The organism is Candidatus Paceibacterota bacterium, assembly GCA_035530615.1.
Lineage (GTDB): Bacteria > Actinomycetota > Actinomycetes > Nanopelagicales > Nanopelagicaceae > QYPT01.
This window is the reverse complement of record DATKUL010000003.1, coordinates 293174-313885: the sequence shown is the minus strand read 5'-3', so window position 1 is coordinate 313885 and position 20712 is coordinate 293174. Positions and strand designations below refer to the sequence as shown.

The following is a 20712-nucleotide window of genomic DNA, read 5'->3' as shown; positions in this document are numbered from 1 at the left end:
CAGTGACGTTCTAACGCTCGACTCTCAAACCTTTCGCGAGCTAGAGACAAGGGAACATCGCACCAAATTTCATCATGAGTGAGAATGCCCAATTCATGAAGTTCCTGAGCGAGAGTTCGGCTGCTAGTTGAGTGGCAAGCGTTGTTTTTCCTGAACCAGGAAGTCCGTTAACAATGATCAGGGACATGGCTGAGATGGCTCGCTTGGGTGGAACATGGATGAAAGCGTATGTCTTCTACCCAAGATTAACGACTGATTCCCAGTGGCGTAGGCATTAAGAAAGGCCCCACCCAATGTGAACTGAGTAGAGCCTTTCTGGTGATGTGCCCCTGACGGGATTCGAACCCGTATCCCCGCCTTAGTTGGAGGCGTGCTCTATCCGTTGAGCTACAGAGGCACCTCGCGTAAGTTAGAAGATACGGATCAGTTGATTTAATGTTTTGCAGGAGCATGTGCAGAACTTCTCGTGATGTGAAAAGTAAAGTCACGGAAAGTAATTAACGGAGTTTTGTAAAAGGCGGCCAGCAAATTCTGATATGTGCTACAGTTCTAAAACTTAGTTGGAGGCGCAACAATCTCTGTTTGTTGAGTTACTACCTAAAACCTCGAGAGAACATCTCGAGGTTTTAGTGTTTCTGTACCGATTTATTGGTAATTCCTTCTTTGGAATCCTTCCGTTGGGAAAGCAACAGTTGAGATTCCCGATGCCCAGTTTCATCCCGTCGGGCGCACCACGCGGGAACCAGAGAGATGAAACTAGTCACCTCTCCCTTGATACGTTTGTCTTCCACTATCCTCAACAACATTATGGACAATGAAATCCCAATTTCTGGCGGTCGACTTAACCGAGGAAAACTGGTTCGCGTTGGCGATTTTGTGCTTCGACCAGCGGACGAAGATGCCGATGTAGAGCAAGTAATCATCGAAGTTGGGAAAGTCTTCCGTGGAGTACCTAAGACTTTCGGTCCTGACTTCAATGGTCGCCTCAAACTAGAGTGAATCGAAGGAGAGGCCGGTGAGTTCGTTAATGAAGATGCGGAAAAGAGTAAAACCAGGTTCCTTAGTGTCGGAGCACTTCTTAGAGATTTGCATGATCCGTGGCAACGCGCTGAGTGGATTCTGGATGGCTATTCCGCATCGGATAATCTCCGTTTGGAGACGGTGAGACTTCTCCCCCTTAATCAAAAAGTTCAAGCCGAGTATGTAATTGGCAGAATCAAGGCTCAAGGTGCTGAGGTATATGAAGAATGGGTGGCCAAAGGAGGCATTCGTAGATTAGATCTGGATGATGCATGGTTGGGCGGGGAGAGCGAAAAACTTTTGCAGGCGTGGCGGTTTAAATAATCGAAATGACCGATTCCCAGTGCCCAGTTTCATCCCTTCAGGCGCACACTTTGACCGATGATATTGCGTAATATTGCGTTGCATGAAGACGAAACAAACATTTGACGTCTGCACTTTGGTCTCGGATTCAATTGTTATAAGACAATTGGCTTCGTCTGATCAAGAAGCCATCGTCACAGCAGGCAACGACGATCAAATGCAAAAATGGTTTCCCCTTCCTTTTCCATATACAACTGAAAACGCTAAATGGTTCATTTCAGATTTTGCTCCCGAAAGGCAACATGGTGGCACCGGACTTGTAAGCGCCATTGACCTCGACGGAAAATTTGCGGGTGTTATTGATATTAAAAGGGCTGAGTGGCGCGGTCGGTCATGCGAGATTAGCTACTGGACTTCTCCTTGGGCTCGAAGCAAAGGTGTGTCAACTAGTGCTTTAGTTATACTTTCGCACTGGATCATTCAAGAAATGGGATTCCAACGACTTGAAGTGAGAGTTGCACCAGGGAATCTTGCCTCTCAAAAAGTTGCTGAAAAAGCAGGCTTCGTCCGTGAAGGTATCGCGAGAAACGCTGGATTTACGAACCATGGCCGGATTGACTTGATTATTTACTCAAGGATTCCTAGCGACCACTGATTCCTATGTCAGACGTAAGATCTTTCGAGAACTCATGCTCCGCTATCCGATCAACGAGAAGGTGGATTCTCGGCGCCCAGTATCTTCCCTTCGGGCGCACACGGTAGTTAGTACACACCCTGGAGTTCTTGCCCTGCCATGACCCTCGCTGGTTGTACGTGCCTATGATATCATCTGATATCAGGAGGTTGAAATGGCAGATTTACTTATTAGAGATTTAACTCCAGAGGTAATGGCAGCATTAGAAAATAAGGCCGCATTACTTGGTCTTTCGCGCGTTGAATACGTACGTCGCACACTGACGCAGGAAGTTCGTATGGGCACGGAGTCAGTTACGGAGAAGCATCTAGCCTCTCTTCTTGTGTTGCTCCCAGACCTTTCGAATGAACAGGTGATGGAGAATGCGTGGCGATAACCGGTTGGTTGATAGATAAATCAGCCCTCGTTCGTCTGGCAACTACGCCCGATGCCCAACTCTGGGCATCGCGAATTGATGCTGGCCAAGTCCATCTCTCTTCAATTACCCGCCTCGAAATTGGTTATTCAGCAAGATCGGCAAATGAACTTCTCACATCTTTTGCAAGCCTTCCACTTTCAAAAATGCGGATTGAAAAACTTTCGCCAACTATTGAGGAGAGAGCCTGGGATGTTCTCCAACAATTAGCGGACCTTGGACAACATAGAGCTCCCTCAATTCCAGACCTCTTAGTTGCCGCAACAGCAGAAAAATGTGAACTCATAGTTCTGCATGTTGATAAGGATTTTGAGTTGATAAGCAACATCACCAAGCAGGCAGTGGAGCGTCTAGATTTCTAAAGTGATCTGCCCAACGTTCTCCGGCCACCCTAGCGTGCCTAAGTCGAGTCCCTAACTATTTGGTCAAAATGACGTTTATTGCCACAGGCGCACCATGACGGCACAATACGAAAAGTGAACATCGAACCTCAAGTCCGTCACACAGCGCGCGCTGGATACCACGTCAGAAATTATGACGCCCCGCCAACTTGCATCGTTATATGGAGATTTGATTCTCAACGGATTGCCCGAGGCTCCAATCGACTTGGGGATTGAATAAATGTCTGATGTCCTCCTTTGGTTCATCAACTTGGAAGGATGATCGGATGTGACTACACATGAGTGGATCGAATCCGATGTGCCAAGTGATCTAGAAGTTCGACAGGTGTACGGATTCATTTTCAATTTGGATGGCCTCCTCAAGTGGGGAGAGTCAGGCAGGCAGCAGGTTGCAAAAGCAATCGCCACAGGTTCAAAACTTGGCGTGTTCTGGGACGGGGCACCGCTCTCTTATATCGAAATCGATTAACTCAATATCTGTCGCATTGGCGAGAGAACCTATTGACCCACCATCGAGTATCACGTCGGCAAGCAATTCGACTAACGAAAGAGCGATTTCATCCGAAAAATTTATCGCTATCTACATACAACGGAGGCAATTCATAATCTTGAAACCCACGCTTTTTGCAACAGGCATGGTAGATTCGAATCCAGTGGAGAATGGTATAAAACAGAACATTGGAGAGTTCATGAACCGTGGACCACGAATCCAAATATTTACAGTCGCCCTTATCGGTACCGTCCTTGCTGTTCAGATGACAACCACCTCTGCTGCGACAATTGCCAAGGCTAGTCAAATATGTAGCAAAGTTGGTCGAACCGGTGTAACCAAGACAGGCCAAAAACTTGTCTGCGTCAAGTACGGTAAAAAGTTACTTTGGAAAGTTGCACCAGTAAAAGCCAAACTGCCTTCGCCACCGAAAGTAACTCCAAGCGCAACTCCAAGCGCAACGGCTACCGAAAGCCCATCTCCAACTCCTACGCCAACAGCCACTGCGATTAAGGTTGCCGGTTTGATAAGCGCCGACTGCGTGGCTCTGATTCTCAAGTTTGGAGCATCTCTCGGCTCACAAGATTCGACTGTCAACGTGGCATCTGAGATGGATAAATTGAATACCTGCATGAAAGATACGGGCGTGACAGAAGTCATTACTTCATCACCATTCAACCCAGTCGATATTGGATCAATTACTAAGTTCCGATCATGTGCAGGACATGATTTTGCGGAAGGGTCTGGCGACGGTCAAGTGACCTCAAAAGATCCGCAATATGAAAAATTTTCCTCAATGAAGCATTACATCACTCCTCTAAAGCAGAACGCTAACGATAGAACCGACGCTTTTGCGCCCTTTGATGGATTTGTGTCGAGAGTGGCCGACGAGTCGGCGGGACAAACAACCGGCAAAACTTACGCCAATCCGGGTAGTCAAATTCAATTGATTTCCTATGCCAATCCAGCAATCTCCTTTACTTACTTTCACGTTTACGGACTTTCAGTGAAAGCAGGAGATGCTGTGACTTCAGGGCAGAAGATTGCCTACCATGAGATTCAAGGTGTAAACGCAGGGCGCTCTTCTTACGATATTGCAATGAGTAAATTTGATATGGCAGCAATGCTCGCCAAGGCCACTAGACGCCTTTCTATGATGAATTACTTATCGCCCACGGTTGCTAGTATTTTTGTAAATGTGGGACTGACTCCTGAGAACTCCATCTGGTCTGCTCAATATCGAACCACAAATCCTTGCCTCTTCACTGGCAGCCTCGGTTTCTTTCAAGGACCAGAGAATCCAGCAGATCGAGTAACTCTTAAGCACTAAGAGTTTCAATCAGTCTTGATTCGTCCCTCGACTGGGAGAAGATCGAACGTGGCGCAGAGTTGGCTATTCTCGAAGCCTTCGGATCTGACGCTTCGTTATTAGCCAGAGCAGGGTTAACCACGCGACGATGTCGGATTTACTGGATGCTTGTCGACCGCTAATTGAGACTGTTGCTGATACGTGGGGGGCAATGCAAGAAGGAAGTGCACCGGAGTTGAACGAACGAATGACAGCACCAGGAATTAGTGCGGATAAAGAGGCGGCAACATTGGCTGCGTGGGCTAGCAAGATGGATAATCATTGAGTGAGAAGAAGATTCATATTGGTAGCGGTAATTGTTCTCACGTCGGTTATATCTGCCATTCTCTTTTACGAACCTCAAGATTCAAGGTCCAAGGTCGAGATGGGGATTGTTCATGTCCAAGTACTTCTCTCGCCAACTTGTCCGGTTGAGCGAAATCCGCCTGATCCTGCCTGTGCTCCCAAGCCATATGAAACCAAGATTACGATCTTGGATGCGCAAACAAATAGTCCTTACAAAAATTATGAGACAGATTCATCCGGAAAAATAACTTTTTCAATCGATCCAGGAAAATACGTGCTGCGAGCCAAGAGCACTACCCCCTTTCCCTACTGCACTGATTTGAAGATAGTAGTAACGACAAATAAGACACAGAGCGTTGTCATTAATTGCGACACGGGAATACGGTAAACGCGCAGGGTCTGGCTCTATTTCCATCGGCCCAACCATTGCGTTCTCTTATGTTCGAGAGGAGACTGAAAACAGGCTCTCACAGAGGCCGTCAGCGCCTCGCGGAGGGTTCGCGAAAGAGGTGAGTTCAATGACAGGTGATCCCGTTTCGATTCGTTCCCGAAATTCGGCGAGCGGCACGAATACAACTAGTCGCCTAAGTCGGTGTGCAGTTGGCGTTACGACAGTAGTCGCAGTGGTGCTTGCGGTGACTGGCGCCATATTTATTGTGGCATTTTCCAGCGGAGGATCCGACGCAATCTCCGACAACTGGATCGGACTCCTCGGCGCGATTGCATTGATCGGCGGCTTGATTGCTTCGTTCGCGGCATTCGTGCTCGCGATCACCGCAAAGATCAAGCGCGAGCAGTCAGCATGGCTCTGGCTTCCACTACTAGCATTTCCCACCATGCTTCTCTTCCTACTGCTAGGCGAAGTCCTCTGGTGGGAGTAGCAGGAGTTCGTTCGAATCAATCTCTTATCTCGTGCAGTAGATTCACCTCGTGACCCAAGATCGCGATCCTTCGAAGTTCCCCGCAGGTATGCCAGGCCTTGTCATTTTCGATTGCGATGGCGTACTTGTTGATAGCGAGGTAATCTCAATAGCAGTCGATGAGATTGTTCTGGCCGATCTAGGGTGGCAGATCGAACAAGACGAGATTATCGAGAGATTCGTTGGTCGTTCTCACGGTCACTTTCTTACTGTTGTCGAGAAACATATCGGCTATAAATTGCCCGACGATTGGGAAGATTCGTACCAACACCTTTATCGGGAGGCGATGCTTCGAGATCTTCGTCCTGTTGCTGGAATTGTTGATGCCCTCGACTTGATCAAGATTCCCTCATGTGTGGCTTCCAATGGGAGTCACGAGAAGATGCGCTTTACGCTAGGACTAACTGGACTCTTGACACGATTTGAAGGTCGCATATTTAGCGCCTCAGAGGTTGCACTTGGGAAACCTGCACCAAATCTATTCATCCACGCAGCGTCGACTCTGGGGTATGAGCCGTCTGAATGTGTTGTTGTTGAGGATAGTGTGGCTGGTGTTCAAGCAGCGCTTGCTGCAAACATGAAAGTAATTGCCTATGCGGGCGGAGTTACTCCACGAGAGCAACTTGAGTTCGCTGGCATGCATGTTATTGACCACATGTCTGAACTCCCGCATATTTTGAAGAAGATAATCAAGTAAGGTCACACTTTCACATCTTTCTTCAGCGTTTGGCTTGATCGAAAGCGTTGCCTATGGCAATGGCTAGGGAATCCCGCTAGTCGTAAATGCACCTATCTAACCGTTCGGAAAATTGTTACTCCGAGTAGCGTGAATATATGCCATAGTTTCCCCGCCTCGATTTTGTCGAGGAAATGGTTGAGTGCCGGAGTTGGTTACTCCACTTAAAACGCTTTCAGCCTTGGAGTTGCCGAAACGAAAGGCCTCGAGATTATCGAGGTCTTTCGTCTTTCTACACACTAACGATGCACGCACAGGAGTGGTCATGTCTTACGGCCGCGCTGACAATTTGCTCGATTCTTAGCGCGCGGTGTTGCCGTGGTGTAGTGATCGCATTGCAACTTTCACCAAGTTGCCGGGGCGGGTTCGATTCCCGTCGGCAACTCCGCAGCCTCAAATTCTCAAGACTGATCTATTGGTATCGATCTAGAAGTTAGGGAAGTTGAGCAAGGACCTCGAGGTGCCCCTCGGGGTCCTTTATTCTGTGCGCAGAAAGCCTTCGGCAAGGCGGCTTATGTGAGCCCCTCCACAATGCGACCATGACTGCGCCTGCTCGGGTTCAATCAATTGTTACTCCGAGTAACGCGTATTTATGCCATAGTTCCCTCGCCTTGATGTTTACAAGGAAACGGTGAAGCGCGGAGAAAGGCGTAACTCCTTAAACAAGCGCTCTGCCTTGGGGTCGCGACAGGGAAGAGCCTTGGGAGAAATCCCAAGGCTCTTCTTATTCCAACTTCCGCTGGTTTGTCGAAAATGTATTAAACGTTGAATCTAAACTCCACGACGTCGCCATCGTGCATGACGTATTCCTTGCCTTCCATGCGCACTTTTCCGCGCGCTTTCGCTTCTGTCATAGAACCGGCCGCAACAAGATCATCGAAGGAAACAACCTCGGCTTTAATAAACCCCTTTTGGAAATCAGTATGAATGACTCCGGCAGCAACCGGTGCAGTATCTCCCACGTGGATCGTCCATGCGCGTGCTTCTTTTGGACCGGCAGTTAAGTAGGTCTGTAGCCCAAGTGTTCGAAATCCAACGTGTGCCAGAGTTGCAAGTCCTGGCTCACTCAACCCAATTGAATTGAGAAGTTCGAGTGCGTCCTCATCACTGAGTTCGGCGAGTTCTGCTTCAGTCTTTGCATCTAAGAAGATCGCTTCGGCTGGAGCAACCAGTGCTGCCAACTTCTCGCGAAGTGCGGGATCTGCCAACTCCGCTGCATCAACATTGAAAACATAAAGAAATGGTTTGGCAGTCATCAAGTGCAGTTCGGCGAGCGCCTCAAGATCCACGCCACTACTGGAAAGTGGCTTGCCAGAGTTGAGAACTTTCTCGGCTTCCTTGACTGCATCGACTACAGACTGGCGTTCCTTATTTGTGCGCGCTTCCTTCTCGATACGCGGAAGGGCCTTTTCGATGGTTTGAAGATCGGCGAGCGCTAATTCTGTATTGATGATCTCCATGTCGCTGGCCGGATCGACCCGACCTTCGACGTGGATGACATCGCCATCATCAAAAACGCGGATGACCTGGCAGATGGCATCGGTCTCGCGGATATTTGCCAGGAATTGATTTCCAAGACCGGCGCCTTCGGAGGCACCCTTGACGATCCCCGCGATATCCACGAAAGAGACCACGGCAGGCAGGAGTTTCTGGGAGCCGAAGATCGCGGCCAACTTCGCCAAACGAGGATCTGGGACGCCTACGACCCCCACGTTGGGCTCGATCGTGGCAAATGGGTAGTTCGCCGCCAGGACATTGTTCTTGGTCAGGGCATTAAAAAGGGTGGACTTGCCCACGTTGGGCATTCCGACAATTCCGATAGAGAGGCTCACAAGGAGTAGAGCCTACGGGGCTTCGTCAGTGGTTCCTGCCACGATAGGCCCATGAGCATTTCTTTAGGCGTGACCTTGGGCATTCTGGGCCTGCTTCTCGGGCTGGGCATTGGATTTCTACTGGCAAAGACCCGCAGCGCGGGTGCCCAGGCCGAACTCGTGGCCGCCAAAGGATCAATCCTGGTACTCGAGAGACAGATCGCAACAATGCAAGGAGCCCAGACTGAGACCACCCGTCTGGCTACCGAACTCGAGGCGATGAAGAAATCTGTTGAGACCCTCTCGGCCCAGGCACGCGAAGCCGATAGAAGTCGGATCGCCGCCGAGCAAGATATTCGCAAAGACCTGACAAACATGGCGAGTACCAACAAATCTCTCCTTGATGAAACAACAAAAATTGCCGGAGCGCTTTCGAGTTCACAGACACGTGGAAAATTCGGTGAAGCTCAACTCGAACAACTTCTCGAAAACGCAGGACTCATTGAGAACGAGCACTTCACCCGTCAGAAATCAACGGGCACTGATTCAGAGAAGATTGGGATTCCGGATGTCACGATCGCTTTACCAGGCTCGAGTCTCCTCTTTATCGACTCCAAGTTTCCATTTGAAAGAATTCTCGAGGCCTTCGATACCGATGACGAAGTGCTACGTGAAGAACTCATCGTGGCGCATGCTAAGGATTTGCTGAAACACGTGGATGCATTAGCTAAACGTGGATATGCAGAAAAAGACTCCTCACCCAATTTCGTTGTTCTCTTTGCGCCATTTGAATCCATCCTCACTGAAGCATTGCGAGTGGACAGTCGCCTCCTGGAGAAAGCCTTCGCAAAAGGTGTCACGATCGCTACACCAACGACGATGATGGCTCTTTTACGCACTGTCGGATACATCTTTAGTCGCAACCGATTGGCTCAAAGTGCGACAGAGATCCAAGAATTGGCGGGGACTTTCCTTAAAAACGTTGCATCCCTGCACGCCAAAATCATCACGGTCGGTGAGAGATTAAAGAGCACCATCAAGGCTTACAACGACATGATTCCGACTGCGGAAAGTACCGTGCTCAGTCCTGCCAAGAAGATTGTGAGTCTTGGAGTTTCGGCTGACACAAGTAAACTCAAGGCATTCCCTGAAGTCTCAGATAATGTTCGGACATTGAAGAGCAACTTGGCCCTAGATGCTCCAGATGACTTTATTGATAGCGAAGAGATAGAAGAGGAGAACTAATGGCTTCCCCAACCGAGAAGCGACCACCCGTCCCAATTTCACATCAGGGTCTTACAAAGCCAGGGGTGGTTGTAATCCAGAGTTTTTTTATTGGGTTACTCACCGTGCTCGAATTAATTCTTCGCCATGGAGTGGGAGTTTTCACCGGGATTGCAATATGCGTTGCGGTATTTGCCACGATTAGATTTGCTCGCAAAGGGACTGCTTACGTTGCGGCTGCAACCGCACCACTTGCCTTTGCTTTTGTGGCGATGGCGACCATTATTGTGCAAGACGGCCCTCATCCGTCTCGCATTGGAGTCGATTTTATCGCCGCACTCGCGAGCGTGGCGCCGTATCTACTTATCTCAGCGACTTATGGCTGGATCAACTACTTCAAATCTCGTCGGCCACATCCCACCAAATAGTCGCTAACTCGCGTTGGCGCGGCAGTGGATACTCGCGAAGAAAGTCCTTCACTTCTTCTATGCGCTCTGGCGGCAAACAGAGTCGGATCCTTAGGAATTCACTCTCCTGATCAACGTCAGCAGGCTCGCGCATCGGTCCAGACCAGATTTGCCCGTGCGCTCTAATGCCGATCTCCGCGAGGACATTGACCAGGTCCATCGCTGACGGGCTACTAGGCCGATCGAGATTCCAGAAGTATTTCCATGCTGCAGACATATTGGTAAGTGGGTGATGAGTCGGAATTTCAATAACCACCCTGTTTTTCGCGTGGTTATTCAATTCCTGCAAGAAAGGAGCAATATCTGGCACGTTGTATGCCACGTGATGTGAAACTACGACATCGGCCTTCGGCACCTGCTGCGCAATCGCGGGCCAGAACCCTGCAAATACTTCCGATGAGATTCCTCGGGAAGCCGCGTTGGAAGCAAACATCTCCAACATTTCGCCCTGATGATCGACGCCAATGACATGGGCCGGGGACAGCGCAAATGCGGCTATACCTCCGCCACACCCAACATCCAAAACTGAACCGCCAATAGGCAACGCCTCTGCTGCACATGCATGTGAAAAGGTAGTTTCAATTCGCTCAGGTACCTGAAAGAGAGCAGGTGGGTGAATCCAAGGGTTCTCGCTGGCAGTCTCGATAATCTCTTGAGGAATTGCCCACGCTGATAGCGCTTGCGCCCACTTCTCTTGCTCTGAACGCTTCTCGAGGTCCCGCTCCTGAGGAGGCAATTACTTTACCTAACTAACTCGCCGGCGTACATCGCCGGAGAATGGCTCCAAGTTTGGTATCCCCCGTCAAGATTGACCGCGTTGAATCCCAACTCGTTGAGAAGTAGCGAGGCTGTATGACCACGTACGCCGACCTGACAAAGGACGACAAGATCCTTATGGGAGATCTCGCCCAAGCGTTCGCGGATTGAATCCACCGGAATATTGATGGCTCCGGCAATCGTGCCTCGATTGAACTCTGAAGGAGTTCGCACATCAAGCAATACGTATCCACGTTCGGTGTAACTCTCCACCTCGTGCCACTGAACATTCTTCGCAAGACCCGAGAGAAGATTTTCGGCGACATATCCCAACATATTCACGGGGTCCTTGGCCGAACCAAATGGAGGAGCGTATGCCAATTCAAGATCTGCCAATTGTGGTCCTGTTAGGCCACCACGTATGGCGGTGGCAATAATGTCGATTCGCTTGTCAACGCCCTCGGTTCCAACTCCCTGCGCACCAAGTATCTCCCCCGTCTTTGGGTCAAGCAGCAATTTGAGAGACATAGGTTTTGCACCTGGGTAATAACCTGCATGCGAGGCAGGGTGCGTATGAATCGCCTGGTATGCACGCTTCTGTGCAATCAGCCTCTTCTCGTTCCAACCAGTCGTCGCAATCATCAAGTCAAAGACTTTAACAATCGCAGTTCCGATGGTTGGCACCATTCGCACATCGCGACCATTGATGTGGTCGGCCACTACGCGTCCGTGACGATTGGCAATATTGGCAAGTGGAACCAACGTCGAGCTGCCATCAAGAGAATCCTTCTTCTCTGCGGCATCGCCGACTGCATATATATCTTCATTACTTGTCTGATTAAAATCATTTACATCTACTCCGCCACGAGTGCCGATTTTTAGACCAGCACTCTTGGCAAGGGCTGTATCGGGGCGAACTCCGATCGCCATGATCGTCAGATCGCTCGGCAATATCTCGCCACTAGAAAGCGTGACCGATTCCGGGGTGATGGCCGCGACCCCGTCGCCGAGAAAGAGTTGCGCGCCGTGCCGGATCAATTCATCAGCCACGAAAGTAGCCATTTCTGGGTCAAGCGGAGCCAAAACCTGGGGCATGGCCTCCACGACAGATGTCGAAATTCCTTGGTGGATTAAGTTTTCAGCAACTTCGATTCCGATGAATCCGCCGCCGATAATGACCGCATGACGTGGGCGTTTCGCTACTAGAGCGACGATTCGCTCAACATCTTCGACCGTTCGCAATGTGTAGGCAAGTTCGGCGCCAGGAATGTTGGGAACAAACGGAGTTGCTCCGGGACTCAAAATCAACTTGTCATATGAAAGTGAGTACTTCTCGTTTGTTACGAGATCCCTCACTTCAACCGCTTTACTGGCTGCATCAATGCTTATTGCTTCTGAGAGAACGCGAACATCCAATCTAAAACGTGCGTGGAGGGATGCTGGAGTCTGCAAGAACAATGCGGATTCGTCCTCAATCACGCCGCCTACAAAATATGGCAGACCGCAATTTGCGTACGAAACGTGTCCACTCTTTTCGAGCACGATTATTTCTGCGTCTACATCCAGACGCCGCAAACGCGTCGCGGCAGACATTCCGCCAGCGACTCCCCCGACAATGACAATTTTCATTAAGAAACCATCAGTTGCATACCTTGTGACATCCAGTCATTCATACCGTTTGATAAATTGAAAAGATGTGCAAAGCCGAGCTTCTTCATTTCATCGGTCGCGATTCCAGATCGACGACCGCTCTGGCAATAAACCGCATAAGTCTTTGTCTTGTCCAACTTTGACACTTCATTTTGGAAAGTGTCCGACTCAACGTCAATATTGATTGCACCAGCAATGTGTCCTTGATTGAATTCACCGCGAGTACGGACGTCCAAAGTGATAACTCCAGTCTCTTGGGTCTTCTTTGAGAAATTCTGTACATCCATGGAAGTGACACTGCCTGAACTTGAAGAGCATCCTGACAACACTAAAACACCGGTTGCCAATCCCGCGATGCTTCGAAGTGTCTTTTTTCTCATTCCCAGTCTCAATTTCATTTCGTTTCCTTGTCTCATGTTCATTCCCTTGTTTTAGGCCAGACTCAAGAAGAGTTTTTGGAGTTTTTCGGTTACCTCCGCAGAATTAGGCTTCTCGCCTACCAAGCACCCCGTGAGGTTTGCGGAGATGAGAGTAAATGCCGCCGTGTTGATCGCCTTGCCCACCGCCGCCATTTGAGTGACGATCTCCTCGCAAGTCCGACCCTCATCGAGCATCCGAACAACCGCTCCGAGTTGGCCGTGGGCCCGCTTTAAACGTTTACTGATTGCTGCAATCTGTTCTGGATCGAGAACGAGTGCAGAAAGGACCTCATCGGCCGTTCTCTGCTGATTCACCGTCTTCATGGCTGAACCGTAACATACCCCCAGGGGTATCTGTCAATAAAGACCGTTCCCAAAAAGTTCGACTAAGCAGTTCCACTCATGACTAGGCAAAACTTAAAAAGAGTTTCTGCAGTCTTGCAATGATCACCTCAGTGTCTGCTTCTTCACTTTCAATACATTCCTTCAAACTTGCTGAAATGAGCGTGATGGCAGCAGTGTTAATCGCCTTGCCTACAGCTGACATTTGCGTCACAACATCTTCACAACTGCGGCCTTCTTCGAGCATCCGAATAATCGCACCCATTTGACCGTATGCTCGCTTCAAGCGCTTGGCGATGGCGGCTAACTGCTCCTCACTTTCGAGGGTGCGGGAAAGAACCTCCTCTGATTTCTTGACCATCCTCTCTCCCTTCCTTTTCGCGTGTTGGAGATGATACCCACAGGGGTATGACGAATCTAATCAGCAAATTTCATCACAATTAAGTGTTATCACTCCCTACAGATCTAGCAGGGCGCCCCTACGAGAAGAATGATTAGTAACCCACCCAGGTGGTGGGGTGGTCGCTCCTAGTTACTTACTCTCCGAAGGAACAGAGCATTCACGGCCACCAGATCCAAGCGCGAGAGCCACGACCAATTGGTGTGGCTCTCGCGTCTTTTCGCGCCTAAAGTGCCAGTTCATTACTTCTCTCACACCATAAGTCGAAGAGCACGCCCAATCCGTCCTATACGCTGACCGAGTGAATAAAGTGCCCCGTACCCTACCCGTCATCATCCAGGGCGGCATGGGCATCGCCGTCTCTTCATGGCAGTTAGCGCGCGCCGTCTCGCAGCGGGGCCAATTGGGTGTGGTTTCAGGAACCGCCATTGATGCCGTCGTCGCTCGTCGTCTGCAAGAAGGGGATCCAGGTGGTCACATAAGCCGTGCCCTCGCAGCTTTTCCAGTACTCGAAATTTCCAAGCGCGTGCACGACAAATATTTTCGTCCCGAAGGCAGAGGCGATGCGCCCTTCATCCCTGTTCCAAAATTAAGCCTTCGTCCCTCCTCTGATGCATTAGAACTCTGGGTTGTCTCAAACTTTGTGGAAGTGTGGCTCGCGAAAGAGGGTCATGACGGTCTAGTCGGAATTAACTATCTTGAGAAAATTCAGATGGCGACGCCGAGTGCTGCCTACGGCGCCATGCTGGCGGGAGTCGATTACGTACTCATGGGCGCAGGGATTCCTTCCGAAATACCACATCTGCTCAATCAACTTGCCGATCACAACATCGGTGCGATAAATGTCCACGTGGATGGAGCAACAACCACATATAAAGAAACTTTTGAACCCAGAAAATTTACTGATGTAAAACTTCCGCCACTTCATAGACCAAAATTTCTGGCCATCATCTCGGCTCACGTTCTAGCAACTTATTTGGCCAAGGACGAGGTAACCACACCTGATGGTTTTGTGATCGAAGGATTTACCGCAGGAGGCCATAATGCGCCACCGCGGGGAGCAATGGTTCTAGATGATGATGGCCAACCAGTTTTCGGCCCCCGCGATGAGGCTGATATTTCTAAGGTCGCAAAAGTCGGACTTCCTTATTGGCTGGCAGGAGGTCACTCAACACCAGAACAGGTAAGGGCCGCACTCGAAGCAGGTGCTGCGGGGGTTCAAGTTGGAACTATTTTCTCTCTAGCAGAAGAATCTGGACTCCAAAGTGAACTCCGCACTGAACTTTTGGAAAGTCTTGCAGCTAACGATCTCAAAGTTCGAACGGATCCGCTTGGATCACCAACCGGGTTCCCGTTCAAGGTCGCAACCCTTCCCGAGACTCTTTCCGACCGCGAAGTATACGAATCTCGTCCTCGGCTCTGCGATCTTGGATATCTCCGCGTTCCATACGAAAGATCCCCTGGGGTAGTTGGATATCGCTGTGCTTCAGAGCCAGAGCATGTCTTCATTCGCAAAGGTGGAGAGCCCAAAGACCTGGTTGATCGAAAATGCCTCTGCAATGCGCTCATGGCCAATATCGGTCTGGGCCAGACTCGGGCAGATGGATACGTCGAACCCCCCCTTATCACGATGGGATCGGATCTAACTGGGGCTCACGAACTCTTACAGGCGTTCCCCGGTGGATGGAACGCCGCCCAGGCAGTCGATTACCTCTTGAAAGCGGGCGCTTAAAAGGGCAGTATGCCTACAGGCTCACTTGGGAGGCGCGATGAAGATCAGTGCATTAATTGCTGGCAAACGAGTGGAGACAATTTCTCCCAGTGCATCTGTACATGATTTGGTGAGCGCCCTAAATATCCACCACGTGGGTGCTTTGGTGGTCTCGCCAGATGGCCGAAAGATTGAGGGAATAGTCTCCGAACGCGATGTGGTGCGCGCAATGCCTGGGAAGCTCGATCAACTTATCGGAATGCACGTGCGTGATTTGATGACCGTAGAAGTCGTCACGTGCAAAAGCGATGCAGCTGTCGCAGATTTGATGAAAATCATGACCGAGAGGCGCATCCGACATATCCCAGTTGTCGATGAAGACGACAATATTATTTCAATCATTTCGATCGGCGACGTTGTTAAAGCGCATATCTCCGAATTGGATACAGAGCGCAAAGCTTTACGCGATTACGTCAATTCTTAGTCGAACTCCATTCTCACAATCCGTCGGACTGTCCTGCTTTCCCCCTCATTTTGAATCTCACCCAAATAATGACCGCAATTATGAAGAGCGTTCCAAGAAGAATTCGTGGTTGGTACTGCTTCCAAAAACCAGCTTTCTCGTAAGTCACTACTGGTGCTGTGGCTGGTGTCGCAGATAGCGAAGGAGTCGGGCTAACCACGGGTGCCGCGGTTGGCGAAGATGTCACTGAAAATTGAAACGAGCCTTCCACCGGATGGCCATCCTCAGAAACAATTCGCCAGTCTGCGCTAAAGGTTCCGTCCTTGCTACTTGGATTAAGGCTCACAGATAAAAACCGCCCAGAGATTGAAGAATCCGACTTATCAACCTGAACTCCATCAGGATCTTTGACCACTAGAACATTGGTCTGCGCATCACCTAGTGTTAAAAGATTTTCTCCAAATTCAAGTTTCACATGAGAGGGCAGTGCGGTGAGGTGGGCGCCGTTGCTGGGAGTGGAAGAGACAAGTCCCGCATGTGCAAAGGCGGAGGGCAGCGGGAAGCCAATCCAGAAAATAAGGATCACCAATAACGCATTTCGACTTCGAATCATGACCAAAAGTTACTCTCTTACCGACGCTTCAGCAGGGATTCCCATCCGCCTACCTTGGCATGAGTTCTGCCACATGCTCCATCGATGAATCGGACCTGTAAACTCCTAATTGTTCTGAGTCCACTTTTATTAGGAGCCAATCTCAATGCCTTCCTCACTTTTCCAGAAAATAAAGATCAGAGACCTTACAATCGAAAACAGGGTGTGGGTCAGTCCAATGTGTCAGTACTCCGCGACAAACGGAATCGTGGGGCAATGGCACGAGATTCATTTAGGCGCATTGGCAACTGGAGGTGCCGGGCTAATCTTTGTTGAAGCGACAGGTGTAGTTCCTGAGGGAAGAATTTCTATCGGGTGCCCCGGAATCTGGTCGGACAAACATGCGGAGGCCTTTAGACCTGCTGTCGAATTCGCCCATTCAATGAATCGCACAATTGGAATCCAATTGGCGCATGCCGGTCGAAAAGGATCGACGATGCGTCCCTGGGACGATCATCTCATCGCTGATAAAAGTGAAGGCGGTTGGCAAACTGTCTCTGCAAGTCCGCTCGCATTCCATGGGATGTCTGCTCCGCGCGAACTCTCCTCGTATGAGATTTCTGAACTAACGGATGCATTCGTGCAAGGAGCAAAACGAGCAATTGAAGTTGGGTTCGATGTTATTGAATTGCACGCCGCTCATGGTTACCTTTTTCACCAATTCCTCTCTCCTCTCACCAATCTGAGAGTCGATGAGTATGGCGGAGATTTTGACGACAGAACGCGTTTCCTCCGAGAAGTGACAGAGAAGGTACGAGCATCCATCCCCACAGGCGTTCCCCTCTTTGTGCGGATATCCGCATCTGATTGGGTAGAAGGTGGGTGGGATATTGAACAGTCGATTTCACTTTCTAAAGAATTAAGGAAATTGGGCGTGGATCTCATTGATGTTTCATCCGGAGGCTTAGTCCACGATGCAAAAATTCCGTTCGGGCCCAACTATCAAGTTCCATTTGCTGCGGCAATCAAGGAAAAAGCCGAAATTCTCACCTCGGCGGTTGGATTGATAACCGAAGCCGAACAGGCCCAGGAGATCATTGACTCTGGAAAAGCCGATGCGGTGATGTTGGCGCGGGAGATGCTCCGTAACCCTAGGTGGCCGCTCAATGCTGCTGAACAATTAGGAGTCCATGTGGGTTGGCCCGATCAATATCGGCGCGCTTCCAAATTTTACCGTTGAATCCTCTTTCTTTCATCGTGAATGCCTCGACCCAACGGTCGGAGGTTCGCCCCGTCTTGGTGATCAATACGGGAGTAACCTAAACGGGTGTCCGCAAGCGTGAGCATTTCTAACCTTAAAGTCGTGCGTGACAACAAGATGATCATCCCCAATCTCAGCATGAGCGTCGGACGGGGGATCATTGCCGGCATCCTCGGTCCAAGCGGTAGCGGGAAAACCACGATCTTTCGCAGCATTGTAGGAGTCCAACACACTCAAGCTGGGACGATAACTGTGCTTGGTCAACCCGCTGGTGCAAAAGACTTACGCACTCGAATTGGATATTTCACACAGAGTGCCAGCATCTATTCAGATCTCACCTGTCTTGAGAATCTTCACTACTTCGCGCGCCTATTAGGTGACTCTGAGATCTCCGTCGAGGAGATCATCAATCTTGTAGATCTGCGAATGAATCGTAAACAAATCGCTTCATCCCTCTCTGGAGGCGAGCGAGCACGCCTTGCTCTTGCCACTGCACTACTTGGGAAACCTGAATTACTAATTCTTGATGAGCCAACTGTGGGATTGGATCCAGTTCTAAGGAGGGATCTGTGGGACCTATTTCATCGATTAGCTGACCAAGGAAAAACTCTATTGATCAGCAGTCACGTGATGGATGAAGCCGATCGTTGCGACCTCCTCTTTCTCTTGCGCGATGGGGAGGTGCTCGCATCGGGTACACCGCAAGGATTGAAAGAAGAGACGGGCAAGGATGAAATGGAAGATGTCTTTATCTCCTTGGTGGAGAAAATATGAGCATCAAGCGGACTTGGGCTACCGCCCGACGAATCCTTTCACAACTGAGTCACGACCCACGCACCATTGCACTTATGATTCTGGCTCCCTGCCTACTGATGACTATTTTGAAATACGTCTACCAAGATCAACCAGAAGTATTTCAACGGGTGGCCGGTTCGCTCCTCGGTATCTTTCCAATGCTGGTTATGTTCCTCATTACAAGTGTCGCAACGCTACGCGAACGTACTTCCGGAACTCTCGAGAGACTTCTTATTCTGCCAATCTCTCGTCTTGAATTCATTCTGGGATACGCAAAGGCTTTCGGAATCGCGGCGTTAGTTCAGGCAGTTGTGGTTTCGACAGTTGCACTCGGACCACTGGGTCTTAAGATCGCCGGCTCGCAAGGAATGCTTATTGTAGTTGCAATTCTTGATGCCCTACTCGGCATGGCAATCGGCCTCTTTGTCAGTTCCTTCGCAAAAACAGAGTTCCAAGCAGTTCAATTCCTTCCGGCGGTCTTGTTCCCTCAACTTCTTCTCAGTGGGCTTCTCGCTCCACGCGAAAGTATGCCCGTACTCTTCCAGTGGATCTCCGACGTATTGCCCCTCACCTACGCGGTGAATGCGACGAAAATCGTCATAAGCGGAACGGGTTCCATTGGCCCTGATCTGCTCTACATTGCCCTCTTTCTCATTGCACTGCTCACGGCAGGTTCGTTGACTCTTAAGAGAAAGACGAAATAGGGCTCTTCTGATTAAAACGAATCAGGGCTTGAAGGCTTGAGCAATAGTGCTTGCCGTGGCGGAAAGTTCTGCCGGGATCACCCACACTTTGCTGGCTGTCCCATTTGCAATGACTGATAACTGCTCAAGATACTTATACGCAAGTACCTTTTCGTCAGCATCTCCGTCATGGATAGCCTTAAATACTTTTGCAATTGCAGTGGCTTCACCCTCTGCACGGATGACAGTCGCCTGTGCTTCACCCTCTGCGCGTAAAATATCGGCCTGTCTTGCGCCCTCTGCACTCAAAATCTGGCTCTGCTTCTCGCCTTCTGCAGTGAGAATGGCCGCGCGCTTATCCCGATCTGCGCGCATCTGCTTTTCCATAGATTCTTGAACACTTGGGGGCGGCTCAATCGCCTTGATTTCAACCCGATTGACTCTTACTCCCCATTTGCTCGTTGCTTCATCGAGGACTCCACGCAGAATCGCGTTGATGTGATCTCGAGAAGTAAGCGCCTCTTCCAAGTCAAGGCTTCCAACTGAGTTACGGAGAGTCGTAACTACCAACTGCTCAATACCCTGAATGTAGTTTTCTATCTCATACATTGCGGACTTTGCATTTGTAACTTGAAAATATATTACGGTGTCAATGCTTACAACCAAGTTATCTTCGGTAATCACCGGTTGAGGCGGGAAAGAGACGACCTTTTCACGTAAATCAACAAGCGGGCGAAGGCGATCAATTCCTGGAAAAATCAAATTAAGTCCTGGTTCTAGAGTTCGATGGTATTTTCCAAGCCTTTCAATAATTCCTGCACTCGCCTGCGGAATAATCTTTATCGCACTTATTACGATGACTACTGCAATGGCAAGTAGTACGACAAGCGCAAGATTTAACGTCATTTCATCTCTCCTAAGCGTTATGGCTAGAAAGTTTTGGAGTTACGACCGCTACGGCTCCGTCGATTCGGATTACGGTGACAGGTGAATCTGCTGGAATTGACCCAGCCGAAGAACGCGCCGTCCAGGTTTCGTTACGGAGGCGGATCGATCCACCTTCTGGAGTTACGGACGAAATGGTCTTTGCTTCAGCGTGGATGAGCACATCCATCCCAGTTTTGCTGCCGCTTGATTTCCTAAATAGATACTTGCGTACAAACGGGCGAAGTACTGCTAGAGAGAGCACTGCGGCAATCGCGAAGCCAACCCACTGCAGGGGCGAATCGCTCCATACCGCAGCCGCTATCGCACCTATAAGGGCCGCTAAAGAAAAAGAGAGGAAAATAAGGCTCATAGTCAGGATTTCGATGACCAGAAACCCACCTGCCACTGCGAGCCAGACCCAATAGTGCATCTATCTCTCCCAACGAGTTACCCTCAAAGTACCACCATTACCTCGGAAATGAAGTGAATTTCCGAGACATCTAATGCCTCCAGTACTTCTTGGCGAATTCGTTGATCGAGCGCACTCTCACTGGCAAGGAGAGGCCACGAGTCTGTTT

28 protein-coding genes and 1 tRNA gene are annotated in these 20712 nt (G+C 49.8%); 18 read left to right on the top strand and 11 right to left on the bottom strand.

The window, feature by feature from the left end; all coding sequences use genetic code 11:
• Positions 1-40: 40 nt before the first annotated feature.
• Positions 41-187, bottom strand: coding sequence for an AAA family ATPase (locus VMW30_10065; GenBank protein HUW88697.1), 147 nt, complete (start codon positions 185-187; stop codon positions 41-43).
• A 137-nt stretch (positions 188-324) separates the two neighbouring features.
• Positions 325-397: transfer RNA gene (locus tag VMW30_10060), tRNA-Val, on the bottom strand.
• Positions 398-807: 410 nt separating this feature from the next.
• Here VMW30_10060 and VMW30_10055 point away from each other — a divergent pair.
• From VMW30_10055 to VMW30_10005, 11 genes are all read left to right on the top strand, one after another.
• The gene (locus tag VMW30_10055; protein HUW88696.1) at positions 808-999 is read left to right on the top strand and encodes a hypothetical protein; all 192 of its coding nucleotides are present in this window, start codon (positions 808-810) and stop codon (positions 997-999) included.
• Between the two features lie 87 nt (positions 1000-1086).
• Entirely contained in the window at positions 1087-1344 is a 258-nt protein-coding gene (locus VMW30_10050) for a hypothetical protein (GenBank protein ID HUW88695.1), read from the top strand.
• An 82-nt stretch (positions 1345-1426) separates the two neighbouring features.
• Positions 1427-1978 (top strand): GNAT family protein, encoded by a 552-nt coding sequence (locus VMW30_10045; GenBank protein HUW88694.1) that lies wholly within the window; start codon positions 1427-1429, stop codon positions 1976-1978.
• Positions 1979-2171: 193 nt separating this feature from the next.
• The gene (locus tag VMW30_10040) at positions 2172-2393 is read left to right on the top strand and encodes an antitoxin (protein HUW88693.1); all 222 of its coding nucleotides are present in this window, start codon (positions 2172-2174) and stop codon (positions 2391-2393) included.
• Positions 2384-2794 carry a PIN domain nuclease gene (locus VMW30_10035; GenBank protein ID HUW88692.1) on the top strand — a complete coding sequence of 137 codons (411 nt, stop codon included), beginning with the start codon at positions 2384-2386 and terminating at the stop codon, positions 2792-2794. Before VMW30_10040 ends, VMW30_10035 begins: the two co-directional genes overlap by 10 nt.
• A 307-nt stretch (positions 2795-3101) precedes the next feature.
• Positions 3102-3302 carry a hypothetical protein gene (locus VMW30_10030; GenBank protein ID HUW88691.1) on the top strand — a complete coding sequence of 67 codons (201 nt, stop codon included), beginning with the start codon at positions 3102-3104 and terminating at the stop codon, positions 3300-3302.
• A gap of 220 nt (positions 3303-3522) precedes the next feature.
• Positions 3523-4653: a hypothetical protein gene (locus tag VMW30_10025; protein ID HUW88690.1), complete on the top strand. Its 1131-nt coding sequence runs from the start codon at positions 3523-3525 to the stop codon at positions 4651-4653.
• A gap of 127 nt (positions 4654-4780) precedes the next feature.
• On the top strand, positions 4781-4957 hold the full coding sequence (locus tag VMW30_10020; protein HUW88689.1) for a hypothetical protein: 177 nt from the start codon (positions 4781-4783) through the stop codon (positions 4955-4957).
• On the top strand, positions 4958-5365 hold the full coding sequence (locus VMW30_10015; protein HUW88688.1) for a hypothetical protein: 408 nt from the start codon (positions 4958-4960) through the stop codon (positions 5363-5365).
• Positions 5366-5495: 130 nt separating this feature from the next.
• Positions 5496-5858, top strand: coding sequence for a hypothetical protein (locus VMW30_10010; GenBank protein HUW88687.1), 363 nt, complete (start codon positions 5496-5498; stop codon positions 5856-5858).
• Positions 5859-5907: 49 nt separating this feature from the next.
• The gene (locus VMW30_10005; protein ID HUW88686.1) at positions 5908-6594 is read left to right on the top strand and encodes an HAD family hydrolase; all 687 of its coding nucleotides are present in this window, start codon (positions 5908-5910) and stop codon (positions 6592-6594) included.
• 797 nt (positions 6595-7391) lie between these two features.
• On the opposite strand, the gene ychF is transcribed toward VMW30_10005, so the two are convergent.
• Positions 7392-8465 (bottom strand): redox-regulated ATPase YchF, encoded by a 1074-nt coding sequence (gene ychF, locus VMW30_10000; protein ID HUW88685.1) that lies wholly within the window; start codon positions 8463-8465, stop codon positions 7392-7394.
• A gap of 51 nt (positions 8466-8516) precedes the next feature.
• On the opposite strand from ychF, the gene VMW30_09995 reads away from it, so the two are divergent.
• On the top strand, positions 8517-9689 hold the full coding sequence (locus VMW30_09995; protein HUW88684.1) for a DNA recombination protein RmuC: 1173 nt from the start codon (positions 8517-8519) through the stop codon (positions 9687-9689).
• A complete protein-coding gene (locus VMW30_09990; GenBank protein HUW88683.1) occupies positions 9689-10096 on the top strand; it encodes a hypothetical protein in 408 nt (135 codons plus the stop codon). Before VMW30_09995 ends, VMW30_09990 begins: the two co-directional genes overlap by 1 nt.
• On the opposite strand, the gene VMW30_09985 is transcribed toward VMW30_09990, so the two are convergent.
• The 5 genes from VMW30_09985 to VMW30_09965 all read right to left on the bottom strand — a co-directional run bounded on the left by VMW30_09985 (position 10065) and on the right by VMW30_09965 (position 13663).
• Positions 10065-10871 (bottom strand): class I SAM-dependent methyltransferase, encoded by an 807-nt coding sequence (locus VMW30_09985; GenBank protein ID HUW88682.1) that lies wholly within the window; start codon positions 10869-10871, stop codon positions 10065-10067. The two genes, VMW30_09990 and VMW30_09985, sit on opposite strands and share 32 nt — an antisense overlap.
• 5 nt (positions 10872-10876) lie before the next feature.
• On the bottom strand, positions 10877-12520 hold the full coding sequence (locus VMW30_09980) for an FAD-dependent oxidoreductase (protein HUW88681.1): 1644 nt from the start codon (positions 12518-12520) through the stop codon (positions 10877-10879).
• Positions 12520-12939 carry a rhodanese-like domain-containing protein gene (locus tag VMW30_09975; protein HUW88680.1) on the bottom strand — a complete coding sequence of 140 codons (420 nt, stop codon included), beginning with the start codon at positions 12937-12939 and terminating at the stop codon, positions 12520-12522. The genes VMW30_09980 and VMW30_09975 overlap by 1 nt, the downstream gene beginning before the upstream one ends.
• A gap of 33 nt (positions 12940-12972) precedes the next feature.
• Complete coding sequence (locus tag VMW30_09970) at positions 12973-13284, bottom strand: metal-sensitive transcriptional regulator (protein HUW88679.1); 312 nt, start codon at positions 13282-13284, stop codon at positions 12973-12975.
• Positions 13285-13366: 82 nt separating this feature from the next.
• Positions 13367-13663, bottom strand: coding sequence for a metal-sensitive transcriptional regulator (locus VMW30_09965; GenBank protein ID HUW88678.1), 297 nt, complete (start codon positions 13661-13663; stop codon positions 13367-13369).
• Positions 13664-14003: 340 nt separating this feature from the next.
• Here VMW30_09965 and VMW30_09960 point away from each other — a divergent pair, with 340 nt between their 5' ends.
• Positions 14004-15434, top strand: coding sequence for a nitronate monooxygenase (locus VMW30_09960; GenBank protein ID HUW88677.1), 1431 nt, complete (start codon positions 14004-14006; stop codon positions 15432-15434).
• Positions 15435-15471: 37 nt separating this feature from the next.
• Positions 15472-15897 carry a CBS domain-containing protein gene (locus tag VMW30_09955; protein HUW88676.1) on the top strand — a complete coding sequence of 142 codons (426 nt, stop codon included), beginning with the start codon at positions 15472-15474 and terminating at the stop codon, positions 15895-15897.
• Between the two features lie 13 nt (positions 15898-15910).
• Here the strand turns inward: VMW30_09955 and VMW30_09950 are convergent, their stop codons facing one another.
• Positions 15911-16489, bottom strand: coding sequence for a copper resistance protein CopC (locus tag VMW30_09950; GenBank protein HUW88675.1), 579 nt, complete (start codon positions 16487-16489; stop codon positions 15911-15913).
• A gap of 145 nt (positions 16490-16634) precedes the next feature.
• On the opposite strand from VMW30_09950, the gene VMW30_09945 reads away from it, so the two are divergent.
• The 3 genes from VMW30_09945 (at position 16635) to VMW30_09935 (ending at position 19228) form a co-directional block, all read left to right on the top strand.
• Entirely contained in the window at positions 16635-17708 is a 1074-nt protein-coding gene (locus VMW30_09945; protein ID HUW88674.1) for an NADH:flavin oxidoreductase/NADH oxidase, read from the top strand.
• Positions 17709-17831: 123 nt separating this feature from the next.
• Positions 17832-18503: an ABC transporter ATP-binding protein gene (locus tag VMW30_09940; protein ID HUW88673.1), complete on the top strand. Its 672-nt coding sequence runs from the start codon at positions 17832-17834 to the stop codon at positions 18501-18503.
• Positions 18500-19228 (top strand): ABC transporter permease, encoded by a 729-nt coding sequence (locus VMW30_09935; GenBank protein HUW88672.1) that lies wholly within the window; start codon positions 18500-18502, stop codon positions 19226-19228. Before VMW30_09940 ends, VMW30_09935 begins: the two co-directional genes overlap by 4 nt.
• Before the next feature lie 21 nt (positions 19229-19249).
• On the opposite strand, the gene VMW30_09930 is transcribed toward VMW30_09935, so the two are convergent.
• Positions 19250-20113, bottom strand: a complete 864-nt coding sequence (locus VMW30_09930; protein HUW88671.1) for an SPFH domain-containing protein — start codon at positions 20111-20113, stop codon at positions 19250-19252.
• A gap of 10 nt (positions 20114-20123) precedes the next feature.
• Positions 20124-20564: an NfeD family protein gene (locus tag VMW30_09925; protein ID HUW88670.1), complete on the bottom strand. Its 441-nt coding sequence runs from the start codon at positions 20562-20564 to the stop codon at positions 20124-20126.
• Between the last annotated feature and the right edge of the window lie 148 nt (positions 20565-20712).

What these genes read in the sequence shown, in the direction of transcription:
- VMW30_09950 (HUW88675.1), bottom strand. Translation starts at nt 16,489, where the DNA reads ATGATTCGAAGTCGAAATGCGTTATTGGTGATCCTTATTTTCTGGATT.
- VMW30_09935 (HUW88672.1), top strand. Translation starts at nt 18,500, where the DNA reads ATGAGCATCAAGCGGACTTGGGCTACCGCCCGACGAATCCTTTCACAA.
- VMW30_09955 (HUW88676.1), top strand. Translation starts at nt 15,472, where the DNA reads ATGAAGATCAGTGCATTAATTGCTGGCAAACGAGTGGAGACAATTTCT.
- VMW30_09990 (HUW88683.1), top strand. Translation starts at nt 9,689, where the DNA reads ATGGCTTCCCCAACCGAGAAGCGACCACCCGTCCCAATTTCACATCAG.
- VMW30_10065 (HUW88697.1), bottom strand. Translation starts at nt 187, where the DNA reads ATGTCCCTGATCATTGTTAACGGACTTCCTGGTTCAGGAAAAACAACG.
- VMW30_10010 (HUW88687.1), top strand. Translation starts at nt 5,496, where the DNA reads ATGACAGGTGATCCCGTTTCGATTCGTTCCCGAAATTCGGCGAGCGGC.
- VMW30_09925 (HUW88670.1), bottom strand. Translation starts at nt 20,564, where the DNA reads ATGCACTATTGGGTCTGGCTCGCAGTGGCAGGTGGGTTTCTGGTCATC.
- VMW30_10020 (HUW88689.1), top strand. Translation starts at nt 4,781, where the DNA reads ATGTCGGATTTACTGGATGCTTGTCGACCGCTAATTGAGACTGTTGCT.
- VMW30_10040 (HUW88693.1), top strand. Translation starts at nt 2,172, where the DNA reads ATGGCAGATTTACTTATTAGAGATTTAACTCCAGAGGTAATGGCAGCA.
- VMW30_10045 (HUW88694.1), top strand. Translation starts at nt 1,427, where the DNA reads ATGAAGACGAAACAAACATTTGACGTCTGCACTTTGGTCTCGGATTCA.
- VMW30_09965 (HUW88678.1), bottom strand. Translation starts at nt 13,663, where the DNA reads ATGGTCAAGAAATCAGAGGAGGTTCTTTCCCGCACCCTCGAAAGTGAG.
- VMW30_10025 (HUW88690.1), top strand. Translation starts at nt 3,523, where the DNA reads ATGAACCGTGGACCACGAATCCAAATATTTACAGTCGCCCTTATCGGT.
- VMW30_09995 (HUW88684.1), top strand. Translation starts at nt 8,517, where the DNA reads ATGAGCATTTCTTTAGGCGTGACCTTGGGCATTCTGGGCCTGCTTCTC.
- VMW30_10055 (HUW88696.1), top strand. Translation starts at nt 808, where the DNA reads ATGGACAATGAAATCCCAATTTCTGGCGGTCGACTTAACCGAGGAAAA.
- VMW30_09970 (HUW88679.1), bottom strand. Translation starts at nt 13,284, where the DNA reads ATGAAGACGGTGAATCAGCAGAGAACGGCCGATGAGGTCCTTTCTGCA.
- VMW30_09945 (HUW88674.1), top strand. Translation starts at nt 16,635, where the DNA reads ATGCCTTCCTCACTTTTCCAGAAAATAAAGATCAGAGACCTTACAATC.
- VMW30_09975 (HUW88680.1), bottom strand. Translation starts at nt 12,939, where the DNA reads ATGAAATTGAGACTGGGAATGAGAAAAAAGACACTTCGAAGCATCGCG.
- VMW30_09930 (HUW88671.1), bottom strand. Translation starts at nt 20,113, where the DNA reads ATGACGTTAAATCTTGCGCTTGTCGTACTACTTGCCATTGCAGTAGTC.
- VMW30_09980 (HUW88681.1), bottom strand. Translation starts at nt 12,520, where the DNA reads ATGAAAATTGTCATTGTCGGGGGAGTCGCTGGCGGAATGTCTGCCGCG.